The organism is Sneathiella sp., from assembly GCF_036844445.1.
Taxonomy (GTDB): Bacteria; Pseudomonadota; Alphaproteobacteria; order Sneathiellales; family Sneathiellaceae; genus Sneathiella.
This window is the reverse complement of the sequence record NZ_DAIUFV010000003.1, coordinates 327,687-342,452: the sequence shown is the minus strand read 5'-3', so window position 1 is coordinate 342,452 and position 14,766 is coordinate 327,687. Positions and strand designations below refer to the sequence as shown.

General features: G+C 62.3%; 12 protein-coding genes. 3 read left to right on the top strand and 9 right to left on the bottom strand.

Annotated features, from left to right (window positions below):
- Positions 1–5: 5 nt before the first annotated feature.
- Positions 6–1,859, bottom strand: coding sequence for a dihydroxy-acid dehydratase (gene ilvD / locus V7Z56_RS08450; RefSeq protein ID WP_334128954.1), 1,854 nt, complete (start codon positions 1,857–1,859; stop codon positions 6–8).
- A 188-nt stretch (positions 1,860–2,047) separates the two neighbouring features.
- Here ilvD and V7Z56_RS08445 point away from each other — a divergent pair, with 188 nt between their 5' ends.
- Both V7Z56_RS08445 and V7Z56_RS08440 read left to right on the top strand, forming a co-directional pair.
- Positions 2,048–3,763 (top strand): OmpA family protein, encoded by a 1,716-nt coding sequence (locus V7Z56_RS08445; RefSeq protein WP_334128953.1) that lies wholly within the window; start codon positions 2,048–2,050, stop codon positions 3,761–3,763.
- Between the two features lie 95 nt (positions 3,764–3,858).
- Positions 3,859–4,272 carry a PaaI family thioesterase gene (locus V7Z56_RS08440; RefSeq protein ID WP_334128952.1) on the top strand — a complete coding sequence of 138 codons (414 nt, stop codon included), beginning with the start codon at positions 3,859–3,861 and terminating at the stop codon, positions 4,270–4,272.
- A 13-nt stretch (positions 4,273–4,285) separates the two neighbouring features.
- Here V7Z56_RS08440 and V7Z56_RS08435 read toward each other — a convergent pair whose 3' ends face one another.
- Complete coding sequence (locus V7Z56_RS08435; protein ID WP_334128951.1) at positions 4,286–4,714, bottom strand: hypothetical protein; 429 nt, start codon at positions 4,712–4,714, stop codon at positions 4,286–4,288.
- A 244-nt stretch (positions 4,715–4,958) separates the two neighbouring features.
- On the bottom strand, positions 4,959–6,413 hold the full coding sequence (locus V7Z56_RS08430; RefSeq protein ID WP_334128950.1) for an amidase: 1,455 nt from the start codon (positions 6,411–6,413) through the stop codon (positions 4,959–4,961).
- A 203-nt stretch (positions 6,414–6,616) separates the two neighbouring features.
- On the opposite strand from V7Z56_RS08430, the gene V7Z56_RS08425 reads away from it, so the two are divergent.
- Positions 6,617–7,360 (top strand): phosphatase PAP2 family protein, encoded by a 744-nt coding sequence (locus tag V7Z56_RS08425; protein WP_334128949.1) that lies wholly within the window; start codon positions 6,617–6,619, stop codon positions 7,358–7,360.
- 74 nt (positions 7,361–7,434) lie between these two features.
- On the opposite strand, the gene V7Z56_RS08420 is transcribed toward V7Z56_RS08425, so the two are convergent.
- The 6 genes from V7Z56_RS08420 to V7Z56_RS08395 all read right to left on the bottom strand — a co-directional run bounded on the left by V7Z56_RS08420 (position 7,435) and on the right by V7Z56_RS08395 (position 14,766).
- Positions 7,435–10,077, bottom strand: a complete 2,643-nt coding sequence (locus V7Z56_RS08420; RefSeq protein WP_334128948.1) for a valine--tRNA ligase — start codon at positions 10,075–10,077, stop codon at positions 7,435–7,437.
- Between the two features lie 76 nt (positions 10,078–10,153).
- A complete protein-coding gene (locus tag V7Z56_RS08415; protein ID WP_334128947.1) occupies positions 10,154–10,801 on the bottom strand; it encodes a DUF2497 domain-containing protein in 648 nt (215 codons plus the stop codon).
- An 87-nt stretch (positions 10,802–10,888) separates the two neighbouring features.
- Positions 10,889–12,244: a TolC family outer membrane protein gene (locus V7Z56_RS08410; protein WP_334128946.1), complete on the bottom strand. Its 1,356-nt coding sequence runs from the start codon at positions 12,242–12,244 to the stop codon at positions 10,889–10,891.
- 199 nt (positions 12,245–12,443) lie between these two features.
- On the bottom strand, positions 12,444–13,100 hold the full coding sequence (locus V7Z56_RS08405; protein ID WP_334128945.1) for a protein-L-isoaspartate O-methyltransferase family protein: 657 nt from the start codon (positions 13,098–13,100) through the stop codon (positions 12,444–12,446).
- A 98-nt stretch (positions 13,101–13,198) separates the two neighbouring features.
- The gene (locus V7Z56_RS08400; RefSeq protein WP_334129056.1) at positions 13,199–13,930 is read right to left on the bottom strand and encodes a proteasome-type protease; all 732 of its coding nucleotides are present in this window, start codon (positions 13,928–13,930) and stop codon (positions 13,199–13,201) included.
- 29 nt (positions 13,931–13,959) lie between these two features.
- Complete coding sequence (locus tag V7Z56_RS08395; RefSeq protein ID WP_334128944.1) at positions 13,960–14,766, bottom strand: transglutaminase family protein; 807 nt, start codon at positions 14,764–14,766, stop codon at positions 13,960–13,962.

Sequence of the window (14,766 nt, the reverse complement as noted above, 5' to 3'; positions counted from 1 at the left end):
CCCGATCAGCGATCGAGCTGGCTCACGTCCCGCACCGCGCCCCGCGCCGCGCTCGTCGTCAGCGCCGCATAGGCCTTGAGGGCGCTGGTGATTTTGCGCGCCCGCGGCTGCGTCGGCTTCCAGGCGGCCGCGCCCTTCGCCTCCATCTTGCGCCGCCGCTCGGCGAGTTCCTCGTCGGTGATCTTGAGATTGATCGTCCGGTTCGGGATATCGATCTCGATGATATCGCCCTCCTCGACGAGGCCGATGGCGCCGCCTTCGGCCGCTTCCGGCGAGGCGTGACCGATGGAGAGCCCCGAGGTGCCACCGGAAAAGCGCCCGTCCGTCAGCAGCGCGCAGGCCTTGCCAAGCCCCTTCGACTTCAGATAGCTGGTCGGGTAGAGCATTTCCTGCATGCCCGGTCCGCCCTTCGGTCCCTCATAGATGATGACGACCACATCGCCGGCCTTGACCTTGTCGGTCAGGATTGCCGAGACGGCCGCATCCTGGCTCTCGAACAGCCGCACGGGACCGGAGAATTTAAGGATGCTCTCATCGACGCCCGCCGTCTTTACGATACAGCCGTCGAGGGCAATGTTGCCATAGAGAACCGCCAGCCCGCCGTCCTTGGAATAGGCATGCTCGACGGAGCGGATGCAGCCCTTCTCGCGGTCGATATCAAGGCTCGGATAGCGCTTTGACTGGCTGAACGCTTCTGTCGTCCGCACCCCGCCGGGGCCGGCGCGGTAGAACTCCTGCACCGTGTTGCTGCGCGAGAGCGCCACGTCCCAGAGCTCGATCGCTTCGCGGAGCGACGGGGAATGGACCATCGGCACGTCGGTATGCAAAAGCCCGGCCCGCGACATCTCGCCGAGCAGCGCCATGATCCCGCCGGCGCGGTGGACATCTTCCATATGGAAAAGCTGCGTGCTCGGCGCGACCTTGCAAAGATTGGGGACGCGCCGGCTCAGGCGGTCGATGTCGGCCATGGTGAAATCGATCTCCCCTTCCTGCGCCGCGGCGAGAAGATGCAGCACCGTGTTGGTCGAGCCGCCCATGGCGATATCCATGGACATGGCGTTTTCAAACGCCTTGAAGGAGGCAATATCGCGCGGCAGCAGGCCCGGCTCATCCATCTCGTAATGGCGGCGGGTGATATCGACGATGGTGCGCGCCGCATCGAGGAAGAGCTGCTTGCGATCGGCATGGGTCGCGAGCAGGCTGCCATTGCCGGGCAGCGCGAGGCCGAGCGCCTCGGTCAGGCAGTTCATGGAGTTGGCGGTGAACATTCCCGAGCAGGAGCCGCAGGTCGGACAGGCCGAGCGTTCAACCGCCGCAACCTGCTCGTCGGTCACCGTCGGATCGCCCGCCTGGATCATCGCATCGATGAGGTCGAGCGCAACTTCCTTGCCGTCGGCAACGCCCTTGCCCGCTTCCATCGGCCCGCCCGAGACGAAAACGACCGGGATATTGAGCCGCATCGCGGCCATCAGCATGCCGGGCGTGATCTTGTCGCAGTTGGAGATGCAGACCAGCGCATCGGCGCAGTGCGCATTCACCATATATTCGACCGCATCGGCGATAATCTCGCGCGACGGCAGGCTGTAGAGCATGCCGTCATGGCCCATGGCGATGCCGTCATCGACGGCGATGGTGTTGAATTCCTTGGCGACGCCGCCGCATTTCTCGATCTCGCGGGCGACCAGCTGGCCGAGGTCCTTCAGATGCACGTGACCGGGCACAAACTGCGTGAAGCTGTTGGCAATGGCGATGATCGGCTTGTTGAAATCATCGTCACCCATGCCGGTGGCGCGCCACAGGGCGCGCGCGCCCGCCATGTTGCGGCCATGCGTACTGGTCTTGGAACGGTATTGGGGCATTTTGATCTCTTTTCGTGAAGCTGCTGACTTCTAGTTAATACGAACCGGAGGGGAGGACAAGCCTAAGCCCCCGCCTCGCGCCGCTTTTGCGGTTATTTTTTCACGAATATCAACCTTCAGTTGTTATTGACGGTGAAATAGCCACTTGCGGCTATGCCGATGCCGCCACCATCCGAGAGGTCCGGAAAATGCAATGCGAAGGAATAACGCGCGCTGGAAACCGCTGCCGCAACAAGGCGCTGGATGACGAAATTTTCTGCGAGATCCATCTGCGCGTCAACCGCACCTACAATCTTGCGCTGCTCATCCCCTTTGCGACGCTGCTGCTGCTCGCCTACTTCTTCCTGTTCGGGCTTTATTTCGACACGCTGCATTATGGCATTTTCGACCTGCAATATCTGAAATATGCCGGCCTTTCCGACTTCTTTATCGGCATGCTGCGAAACGGCGGCATGCTGACGGCGGTGGTGCTGAAGGCCTGGGCCTTCTATACCGCGATCGTCGCGATCCTTTTCGGCGTCTGGCTGCTGGCGCGGATCATTCACGTGACCTCGGGCAAGCATCTGAAGCCCCTCACCCGGCTGCGCATGATCGGACTCAGCCTGGGCATTTTTACCCTCAACCTGCTGCATATGTTCATTTTCATGATCCCCGAGCGCAACCGCAAATATCCGGCCCAGATCCTGATCGGGCGCGAGCATCTCGCCCTCTCGCTCGATCGGCACAGGAAATCTATGAAAGACAAAAGCGCCCCCGATCCGGCCGAGATTGCCGCGACGCTCTATCGCCGCTTCCTTGCCGTTTCCACTTTCCGCAATCATCGCTTCGCGGTGACGATCCTCCTGATCGGCGCGGCATCGACGGTCTCGATCTTTTACGCCGGCTATGATGCGCGTAAAATGCGCGAATGCGTGATCCTGCTGGCGGAGGGGCGAATCGCGCCCGCCGCCGGGATAGACCGTGACGCGCTCTATCCGGCGCTCAACCTTTCGGGCCTTTGCCGGAGCGGTTCAGGCGTCCCCGGGACCGATATCAGCGTCACCGAGAAATACCGCCATACGCTGATCAATTTCTTCACCTTCCCCGTCGTCCTTTTGAGACAGGGCGAGGCGGCGAAGCCCGTTCTCTATCTCGGCTCGACCGCGCGCTTCGAGCTTTTCTTCAACGGCAAGACGCGCCTGCCCTTTGCGGTGCCGACGGACCATCTCGGACCGCTCTATGATCCGCCGCGCACGGGCGACGAGAGCCGCCTCGCCGGAATGGAGAGCGGGATCAGCGCCCTCGCCAAGCTCGTTGAGCGGACCCGTCACAGCGTCGCGGAGTCGCTCCATCTTGGCCGCAAGAACAGCAAGCGGCTCGAGACGCTCGCGAGCACCACCGAGGCGCGCGCCGTGCCGGATCTGGATGCCGTCAACCGCAAGCTCGCGCAGCTTGAGCGCACCGCCACCGATGCCGAGGCCGCGATTGACGGGTTGCAGGAAGGGATGGGCCGCATCAGCCATGCGCTCAGCGAAATCGAGCATCACAACTCGGCCCGGATTGCCGCGGCGGTGCCCGAGGAATGCTGGGAGATCGAGCCGCATCTGGTCGTCACCTTCAATGTCGGCTCGACGCGGGTGAGCGGCGCGGAGACGCAGGCGCTGATCCGCCGCCTCGCCGAGCATTTCAAGGACCGCGAGCGGCATTTCATTGTCATCTCCGGCCATTCGGACCCGAGCGGCTCGACATTCGAGAATTACCGCCTGTCGCGCCAGCGCGCGCATGAGGTGACCGACCTGATGCTGGAGGCGGGGCTTGCGAAAGAGGCGCTGTTCGTCATCGGACGGGGCGAGGACAACAGCCCGGACCTGCCGCAGCGCCGCGTCGAAATCCGCGATTGCAGCGCCCCGGTGCGGCCCGATTGAGGCGCGCCGCGGCGTGCCTGCGGATATCGGTTGTCTGATCGCGAAGTTTGCGCCATCCTCGGCGTCTCGTATTCTGACATCAGTAGCAGGCATAAATGGACATAATAACAAAAGAGGCGGCTCAAGCCTATTTCGACGCCGGATTCAACAGCTGGATCAAGGCATTAAAACTGACAATTGAAGATATTCGCCCGGGCTTCGTGCGCATGCGCATGCCGGTCACCGACGCGGTACGGCGCAGCGGCGGGATGGTCTGCGGCCAGGCCATTATGGCGCTCGCCGACACCGCGATGGTATTCGCCACCGCCTCCACCGCGGGGCGCTTTATCCCGATGACCAGCGTCAATATGCAGACGACATTCCTCCGCGCCGCGGAAGGCGAGGAGATGTTCTGCGATGTCGAGATCGTGAAGCGCGGCAAGCGGCTCGTTTACGGCGACATCAACATCCATATGGGCGATCCAAAGATCGTCGCGAGCCATATTACGACGAGCGTCATGCTTCTCTAGGCACTTGGGCGCGTCAGCGCCGGTTGGGGAAGAAGTCCCGCTCCGCCGCCTCGTCCATCAGCCGCTCCGGGAGAGACGGCATGGCGAGGCGAAGGCCGGGCTCATTGGCCGGTCTCGGCGCATCAAAGAGATCGACGGGCGGCACACGGCGATCACGCGCCGCGCTCGCCGCCAGCTCCCCCTCGCCCATCACCTGACGCGCCGGCCGGTAACCTTGCGCCAGCAGCGAATGATAGTGCCAGGCGTTATAGACGAATATGAAAACCGGCATCGACAGGCCGAGGGTCGCGATATTCATCAGCGTCATGCCGACGAAACCGAGGATATGGCCCCGATACAGCGCGGGAAATGGTCCGAAGAACAGGCAGGTCCAGGAAATGCCGGCATAGGCAACAGCCCGTTTCCGAAGCTCCGGTTCGATCATCGCAATAGCATAGGCCATTACTCCCTCCCTTGCCGAAATCTCGCCCCATTCCCGGCCCGGCGACAGTCGCCCGGCATCAGGAGGGCATGTTTCACACTTACATAAGCTAGAGGGAATTTATTGACGAATTCTTGCGAAACGCCGACAATTTGCCGAAATTTCGCGCCGGCGCGCGCCGCATCCTTCGCAAACTCCTTTTGAATCAGAGGCTTGAAAACCGCGTGGCAGGGATGCCACAATCTCCCTTTATTTTCCCGCCCCCTTAGCTGTAGCCAGGCGGCGGGGTGAAGGCGCCAAACATCTCCTCGATGAGCTGGCAGAATCGAAGGCTGGTGCGATCCTCCCCATACGGGGCGATCACCTGCACGCCAAGCGGCAGGCCACCCGGCGTCTGACCAATGGGCGCGACCGTCGCGGGGAGGTTGACGACAAGCGAATAGCCGGCCCAGAAAAGCTGGTCCGTGCTCGGCTGCGGCGTGCCGTTGATATCGATCATGCGGTCCTGCCGCTCGCCCTGCTGGTTCTGCAGGAAAGCCGGTCCGGCGGCGGCGGGACAAAGCAGGATATCCCATTCTTCGAAAAAGGCCTGCCATTTCTGCGCCATCAGCATCCGCTCGTTATGGAGCCGCAGCCATTCCTTGTGCGTCATGGTCGCGCCGCGGGCAAGCAGCGTGAGATAGCTCTTATCCCCCGGCTCGGCGGCAGCGACGATGCGCCGGAAGCGCTCCATCTGCGCCTCGCTCGCGCCGGCCATGGTGGCGGCGCGAAGCAGCAGGATATAGGTCTCGTAAGCCTGCCAGATCGGGATGTCGGGGCGCGCGGTGCGATCAACGCGCGCGCCCGCCGCCTCCAGCCGGTCGGCGAGCGAGAAAAGCGCCGCCTGATAGTCGTTATCGACATCGAACCCTTCGGCCGATGTCATCACGGCGATACGATAGTCTTTGAGCTTGCGATGGCGCGCCGGGGCAAGCTGCAACCGCCACGCGGCGTTCTGCGGCGCGATCGGCCCGGCCATGATATCCAGCGCGAGTTCAAGATCAAACGCCGAACGCGCCATGGGGCCGACCACCGACATATCGCTTTCCGTAACGATCCCGGGCGGGCGCTGGCCGATGGCGGGGATAATCCCATAGCTGGGTTTATGGCCAAAGACGCCGCAGTAATGCGCCGGGTTGCGGATCGAGGCGCCGATATCCGATCCCGCCTCGATGCCCGTCAGTCCCGCCGCGAGCGCCGCGGCCGAGCCCCCGGACGAGCCGCCTGGCGTGCGGGCAAGATCCCACGGGTTGTTCGTCGTGCCGTAGTTGTCGTTAAAGCTCTGCCAGTCGGCGAGCATGAAGGGCACATTCGACTTGCCGAAGATATTGGCGCCCGCATCGAGCAGCCGTTGCACCGCCGGCGCGTTCTTGTCGGGGTAGCGGTCTTTCCACTCCGGATTGCCCCAGCTCGACGGGCTGCCAACGAAATCATAGGATTCCTTGATCGTCATCGGCACGCCGGCAAGGGGCCCGAGCCGTTCGCCGCGGGCCCGCGCCGCATCAGTCGCCCGCGCCCGCGCCCGCGCGCTCGCCTCATCCATCCAGATCACCGCATTGACCGCACCGTTATAGCGGGCAATCCGCGCAAGATAGTGATCGAGCAGCTCCTCCGCGCCGATCTCGCCCGCCGCAATCTTCCGCGCCTGCTCAACCGCCGACGCAAAATGTATCTCCGTCATGAGTGTACCCCTCCCCCTCTCGACCTGCGGCCGGATGACCGCTCTTCTTTTAAGTTGAAGTCTAGCCCCGCCGCGCCGCAACGCCCACAGAAAAATTTGCGCTTGAGGTTGAGGGCGAAAACCCGCTAAATGCCGTTTCCGCCGGCGGTTTTGAAAATATCCGGCAACCGATGCGTATCGTCCGAGTAAAGTCAGGGAAAAAGATGTCCGACCAGCCCGCCTCCCGTAATCATCCGATCCTTCTGCTCGTTGTCTGCTACGGCGCGGCGGCGCTTCTGCTCCTCTCCAATTTCACCGGGGCCTATGACGTTGTCTGGAAGGGGCTCGATGAAGGCGTCTTTCGCGCGCTCAATGCCACGATCGGGGCGGGCAAGCCGCTGACCCAGTTCTGGGCCTGGACCAACAGCAAGCTGTTTGACGAGATCACTTTCGTCGTGATGCTGGGGCTCTGCGCCTATCTCTTCTTCTCCGCCCCGCGCGAGGAGAGATTGCGCGTCTGCGGCAAGCTCGGCGCCATCATCCTGCTCATTCTCATCGCGCTCCTGATCTCGAAGCAGCTGTTCAGCGACATGCCGCACCGGAGCCCGGGCTACGCGCTCGCGCCCTTCAACAATCTCAATGACTTCATCAGCGGCTACACGGTAAAGACGGCGAGCCTCAACTCCTTCCCCGGCGATCATGCGATGACCAGCGCGCTCTTTGCGGGCGGGCTTATCCTGCTCTTTCGGGACCGCCCCTATGTGATCGCCTTTGGCCTGATTTTGATGGTTTTCGTCTGCCTGCCACGGCTCGCGGGCGGCGGTCACTGGCTGACTGACGTCCTTGTCGGCGGCGGCGCGGCGGCGCTGATCCTGCTGCCGTGGCTGAAAATCAGCCCGCTCCCGCGCTGGATGGAAAAGCTCACCGCCTGGGCCTGGCGCATGACGGAAATATTCGTGCGGCGATAAGGCGCGGGGCTACGAGAAGCAAAAAGGCCGGAAGCAGAACTTCCGGCCTTTTATCTAGCCCGTGCGGGTGTCTCTTAAAGCTCGCCAAGCCTTGCCGTTGCCTCGTTGAGGCGGGCAAGTTCGGTCTCGGCGGCGGCAAGCTTCTCGCGCTCGCCTGCAACCACATCCCCGGGCGCGTTGGCGACGAATTTCTCATTGCCGAGTTTCTTTTGCAGTCCCGTGATATAGCCCGAAAGCTTCGTCGTCTCCTTGGCAAGCCGCGCCTTCTCGGCCTCGAGATCGACGGCGCCGGCAAGCGGCAGGACGACCGTCGCGCCGCGATGGACGAACTGCAGCGAGCCTTTCGGCACCTCGGCATCGAGAGTTTTGCTCTCAATGCGAGCCAGCCGCGCGATGATATCCCAATGCGTCTCGAGCCGCGCCTTATCCGCTTCGCTCCCGCCATTGAAGAGGAGCGGGATTTTCGCCCCCGCCGGCACGTTCATCTCGCTCCGCACGCCGCGAATGCCGGAGATCAGCTCCTGCACCCAGTCCATTTCCTGCACGGCGGCGGCATTGCCCGCAGTGGGGTAGACCGGCCATTGGGCAAGGATCAGGTCACTCGCCCGCGTCGCTGCGACACTGCCCCAAAGCTCTTCGGTGACAAACGGCATGAAGGGGTGCAGCATCTTGAGGATCTGGTCGAGCACCCAAGCGGCCGTCGCCCGCGTCTCCGCCTTGGCTGCGCCGTCCTGCTGCAGCGGGAGTTTGGCGAATTCCAGATACCAGTCGCAATAGACGTTCCAGATGAAGCTGTAGATGGCGTTCGAGGCATCGTTGAAGCGATAGCCCTCAAGCCCCTCGCGCACTGCCTGTTCGCATTTGATCGTCTCGGCGACGATCCAGCGGTTGATTGTCTCCTCGACCGTGAACGGATCAAAGCCCTCGGGAATGCGCGCCTCATGCATCTCGCAGAAGCGCGCCGCGTTCCAGAGTTTCGTCGCGAAGTTGCGATAGCCTTCCACCCGCTGCTCGGAAAGGCGGACGTCGCGCCCCTGCGCCGCACTGGTGGACAGGAAGAAGCGGAGCGCATCGGCGCCATATTTGTCCATCAGATCCAGCGGATCGACAACATTGCCCTTCGATTTCGACATCTTCGCGCCATGCTCGTCGCGCACGAGGGCATGAATATAGACGGTGTGGAACGGCACATCCTTCATGAAGTGCAGCCCCATCATCATCATCCGGGCGACCCAGAAGAAGATGATATCGAAGCCCGTGACCAGCACATCGGTCGGATAGTAGCGCTTCAGCTCCGGCGTCTCCTCCGGCCAGCCAAGCGTTGAGAACGGCCAGAGTGCCGAGGAGAACCAGGTATCCAGCACGTCCGTCTCACGGGTAAGCTCAACCTTTTTGCCATAATGCGCTTCCGCGGCGGCATAGGCTTCCTCTTCCGTCTCCTCGACGAAAATCTTGCCATCCGGCCCGAACCAGGCGGGAATGCGATGCCCCCACCAGAGCTGGCGCGAGATGCACCAGGGCTGGATATTGCGCATCCATTCATAATAGGTGTTGGTCCATTTCTCGGGCACGAATTTCGTCTTGCCCGACTCCACCGCACGAATGGCAGGCTGAGCCAGCGTCGCGGCATCAGCGAACCACTGGTCCGTGAGCAACGGCTCGATAACAACGCCCGAGCGATCGCCGTAAGGGACCGTATGCGGATGCGGCTCGATCTTCTCAAGAAGGCCGAGCGCCTCTATCTCCGCGACGACTTTTTTCCGCGCCTCGAACCGCTCAAGCCCGCGATAGGCCGCGGGCACGGCGTCATTGAGATGCGCGTTCTCGTCCATGATGTTGATGACCTCAAGCCCGGCGCGGCGGCCAACCTCAAAGTCGTTGAAATCATGCGCCGGGGTGATCTTCACCGCGCCCGAGCCCTGTTCGGGATCGGCGTAAGCATCGGCAACGATCGGGATGCGCCGCCCGACGATGGGCAGGACGGCGAACTTGCCGATCAGATCCTGATAACGCTCATCGTCCGGGTGCACCGCAACGCCGGTATCGCCGAGCATCGTTTCGGGCCGCGTCGTTGCGACGGTGATAAAGCGTCCCTCCTCGCCCTCGATCGGATAGCGGAAGTGCCACATATGGCCCTCCACCTCGCGCTGCTCGACCTCAAGGTCGGAGATGGCGGTATGGAATTTCGGATCCCAGTTGACGAGCCGCTTGTCGCGATAGATCAGCCCCTCTTTATAAAGCTGGACAAACACTTTGCGGACGGCGGCGGAGAGCCCCTCGTCCATGGTGAAGCGCTCGCGCTCCCAGTCGCAGCTTGCGCCGAGCCGCTTCAGCTGCTCGATAATCTGCCCGCCCGACTCCGCTTTCCAGTCCCAGACCCGCTCGATGAATTTCTCGCGCCCCAGATCGTGACGGGTAATATTCTGCTCCGCCAGCTGGCGCTCGACCACCATCTGCGTCGCGATGCCGGCATGATCGGTGCCCGGCTGCCATAGCACATCCTTGCCGCGCATCCGCTCAAAGCGGACCAGCACATCCTGCAGCGTGTTATTGAGGGCATGGCCCATATGCAGATTGCCCGTCACATTGGGCGGCGGGATCACGATGGTATAGGTGCTGTTACTTCTGGCGCGGCCACAGGCAAACGCCCCCTGCTCCATCCAGCGCGAATAGAGCTTACGTTCGACCGCGTCGGGTCGATAAGACTTGTCCAGCATTGCTGAACCTTTCTTTATTTATTAGTCGGCAAAGTTCGGGAGTAATATAGTCGGCTCGCACCCCCGGGGGAAAGACTTAATCGTCGTCGTCCGCCCGGTCGGCGAGCTTGCTCACTTCGCGCTCCACGATGCGCTGCACGATCTGCGGGAGATTCTGATCGAGCCAATCCTTCAGGATAGGACGGAGCATGTCCTTGACCATGTCTTCCAATGTTGCATTCTTACCCATCTGCAATCCTCGTGATGAAGCTACTGCGCCGGCCAGAGTGGCAAACGCGCTTGTCGTTGCGGCAATGGTCGGGTCGGCCAGCAGGCTGCTGGTGACCTTCCCGCTTGCCTCTTCGGCCGCGTCGCGCTCTCTCTCAAGTTCGTCTTCCATTTCCATATCGTCTTCGGCGTCGGCCTCATCGGCCTCCACCGTCTCTTCGCTGTCTGTTTCGACTTCCGGCTCCTCGTCGTCGAGAATATCGTCGAGCGAGAGGACTTCCACCTCTTCTTCCTCTTCCGTCTCGACCTCGATCTCGTCGGTCAGCTCCAGGATGTCTTCGTCCGGCTCGTCGCTGATTTCCGCCGCCAGTTCCTCGGCGAGCGTGTCGATATCCGTCTCCCCGGCATCGGCCTTCGCGACGTCCTCATTCTCCTCGCCGTCTTCGGAGATGATACGGCGGATGGACGCCAGAATTTCTTCCATCGTCGGCTCTTGTTCAGTCGTCGGATCAGTCATCGTCAATTCACCATCGAAGCCGGGGGATGCGGGCATGCGCCCGCCATCCCTGTTACACTCATGGACCCGGATCGGTGTCCGGTCCGCTTAATTCAGACCGCCGTCCGTGCCGAACCACTTATTGCGAACCCGGTTATAGTTCTCGGTCGGGTCGTAATGGTCGACGTTGAGCGCGAGGCTCTGGGCATTCAGTTTGCCGATCGCCGCGAGCACATTATAGATCGCCACATACTGATCGCGCCGTGCGGTGACGAGATCGACGCGGCTCTGCAGCAGTTCCTGCTCGGCGTTCAGGACGTCAAGCGTGGTGCGCGAGCCGACCTGGGCTTCCTGCTCCACCCCGTCGAGGGCGATCTCGTTGGCGCGAACCGCCTCATCGCTGGCGCCGATGCGCGAGCGGGAGGTTTCCAGAAGCTCCCAGCTCTGGATCACTTGTTCGCGGACGGCGCGGACGGTTTCCTCAATTTCCTGCATCCGCTGGCTGTTGACCTGGCGGGCCTGACGCACCTGGCTGTAGACCGCGCCCGACTGGTAGAGCGGTACGGTCAGAACGGCGCCGATGCGCGCCGTATCGGTGCTGGAGCTGGAGGTCGTCTGCTCCCGCCCGGTGGCGACGCGGCCGTTGACGTCAACCGACGGCAGCAGCTGGCCGGAGGTCGCGCGAATATCGTGGCGCGAGCTTTCCTCGTTATAGCGGGCGGCAAGGATATCGGGATGGTTGGCGAGCGCAATCTCGAGCGCGGCGGCTTCGGACTCCGGGAAATCACTCGGGATCGCCGGCTCTTCCAGATCAAGCGGCGGGCGGCCAACGATCCGTTCGAAATTGGCGCGGGTGGAGCGGAGGTTACCTTCCGCCTGGATCAGGTTCGAAATCGAGTCGGCGAGGCGGGCTTCGGCCTGCGCAACGTCGGTGCGGGTGATTTCGCCGACCTGAAAGCGATCATTCGCGGCATCGAGCTGGCGGCGCAGCACGACATTGTTGTTGCGGTTAAGCTCGACCAGCGCTTCATCGCGGAGCACGTTCATATAGGCCTCAACCGCCTGTTGCAGAACCGACTGCTCCGTCGAGACGAGGCCGGCGCGGGCCGCCGAAACGGTTGCTTCCGCCGCCTTGGTGTTGGCAATCGTCTGGCCGCCGCTATAGATCGGCTGCGAGACGGTCAGCGCTGCTTCGCGCGGATTGGTGTTGCGATCGACGTTGGCGAGATTGCTGTCGTTATGCTGCGCGGCGAGCTCGCCGGTGGCGAATACCTGCGGGCGCCAGCCGGAGAGCGCCTGCGGCACCAGCTCGTCGACACTGCGGACATTGGCCCGGCGGGCCTTGAGGGTGGGATTGTTTTCATACGTTGACGCCAGAACATCCTGCAATGTCTCGGCATGACTACCCGAAATCGGCATCATGACGGCCAGCGCGGACGCAATGGCCAAAGCTACTTTTTTCATCAATTCGCCTTTCGCTCCCTGTTCTTGGCCAATCCGGGATTAACCATCGCCGAATTTAGTCCCGATACCCGTTTTTATCAAGATTTTTAACGAATCATATGGCCCGCAAGCGATAATGAAACCTAAATCTTACCTATCCTTTACCCGTCGGCAGAGAATACCGAACAAATCGTGACAAATTTGTTACTCTCGTCCCGGCTCAGAATTCAAATCTTGTGCCGCGCATCAGCTCGGCGAGCGGCGGCACGGCCGCATCGAAAAGCGGGCGCGGATAGAACCTGCCCTCGATCCGCTGATAAAGCGTCGCGACCCCCGGATTGGTGCCGAGCACGCAGATCAGCCGCCCGCCCTCGGCAAGCTGCTCGAGCAGGCTTTCGGGCACCGTGTTGAGCGCGCCGTTGATGTGGATGACGTTATAGGGCCCCTGCTTCGCATTGCCCTCGGCAAGCGGCCCTTCGACGACGGCGACATTGCCAACATCGAGGCGGGCAAGCGTCTCGCTCGCGGCGGCGACCAGCGCCGGATCGCTTTCCACCGCGACAACCGCGGCGGCGAGGCGGCCAAGCACGGCGGCGGAATAACCGGTGCCGCAGCCGATATCGAGCACGACATCATCGGGCGTCACCGCCGCATCCTGCAGCAGGCGGGCGAACACGCGGGGCTCGATCAGATAGCGGCCGGGGGCAACCTCCAGATCCTCATCCAGATAGGCGACGCCGCGCAGCGCCTCGGGCACAAACTCCTCGCGCGGGACAATGTCCATGGCATCGGCAATGCGGTCATCCGTGATCCGGTTCGGCCGGAGCTGGCTCAGCACCATTTGACGGCGCGCCACGGCGTATTTTTGAGCAATCATGATTTTCCGATCATTCCTTTTCGAAAACTTCGCTGGTTATACTGAATTCCCCCTGCCCTGCCAAGCGCTAAGGTGACCCGGCGGCGGCGGGCCGGGGGCTAGAAATGAAACCGCGGCAGGGAACGGAAGGCGTCGCGGAGCGCATCTCCCCAGCCGACGGAAATCAGGTTGAAGTAGGGATCATCGCTCTGGATGCGCTGCTCATGCGCGATCTGGAAACTGTCCGCTTCATAGACCTGCAGATCGAGCGGCAGCCCGACGGAGAGGTTCGCCTTGATGGTCGAATCGAACGACACCATCAGGAGTTTCACCGCATCCTCGAAGCTCATATCCGGATCATAGGCGCGGACAAGAATGGGGCGGCCGTATTTCGTCTCGCCGATCTGGAAGAAGGGCGTCTCCCATGACGCTTCGATGAAATTGCCTTCCGGATAGATCATGAAGAGCCGCGGCGCGCTGCCCCGGATCTGGCCGCCGACGATCAGCGTCGCGTTGAAGGTGGCATCGGCGCTCTCGCCGCCCTGGCTGTTTCGCTGGATTTCCTCGCGCACCGCCTCGCCGACAATCCGCGCCACCTGGAACATCGACGGGGCTTCGAGGATCGAGGGATTGCGATCGGCCGGCGCCTTGGTGCGCTCGTCGAGGACGCTGACAATCGCCTGCGTCGTCGCGAGATTGCCCGCCGTCATGACGGTGAGGACCCGTTCGCCGGGCGTCACCCAGCTGCACATCTTCTTGAAGACGGAAACATTGTCGATACCCGCGTTGGTGCGCGTGTCCGACATGAAGACGAGGCCTCTGTTCAGCCTCAAACCGACGCAATATGTCATCTGTTCAACTACCGGGCTTTCTGGTCTGTTCACTGTTGTTGCACTTGCAAGGTGACATCGAGGCACTCCCCCCCCTCGCCGAGGCGAAAGCCGACGATCGGCGCGGCGTCGCGATAGTCGAGCCCGGTGGCGACCCGGACATAGCGGTCATCGGGCGAGATCCCGTTCGAGACATCGAAGCCGACCCAGCCGAGATCGGCGAGACAGACCTCCGCCCAGGCGTGCGTCGCCTCCTGATCGATGCGGTCGTTCATCATCAGGTAGCCACTGACATAGCGCGCCGGAAAGCCAAGCGAACGGGCCGCCGCAAGAAAAATATGCGCGTGGTCCTGACAGACGCCGTTAGCGGTGGCGAGCGCCTCCTCCGCCGTCGTCCCGGCATGGGTCTCCCCCGTCCGGTAGGGCGCGACTTCGCCGATCAGGGTCGAGAGGCGGTGCAGCAGCGCGACATCGCCGTCAAATGTCTCGTGCTGCAACGCATTGACCAGCCTGCCGATCCCCTCACCGGGGGTCGTGAGCGCGGTCGGGCGCGAAAAGAACCAGAGCGGCGCAAAGCCGCGGGTCACGCCGAGGATGCCGTGCAGGTCCGTCGTCTCCACCTCACCCGTGCAATGGATGGCGATCTCTCTCTCGCCGGGATTGGCGCTGACCAGCAGCACGCGGTTGTTGAACTGGTCAGTGAACTCCGCCTCCTGCCGGCCGCCCTCGATTGTCACATCCCACGCCCGGATCTCCTGACCGGCGCCCGATTTCGGCGTCACGCGAAGCTGTTGCAGGGCATAGCGGACGGGCTGCTCGTAACGGTATCGGGTGAGGTGGGAAATTTTCAAAAGCAT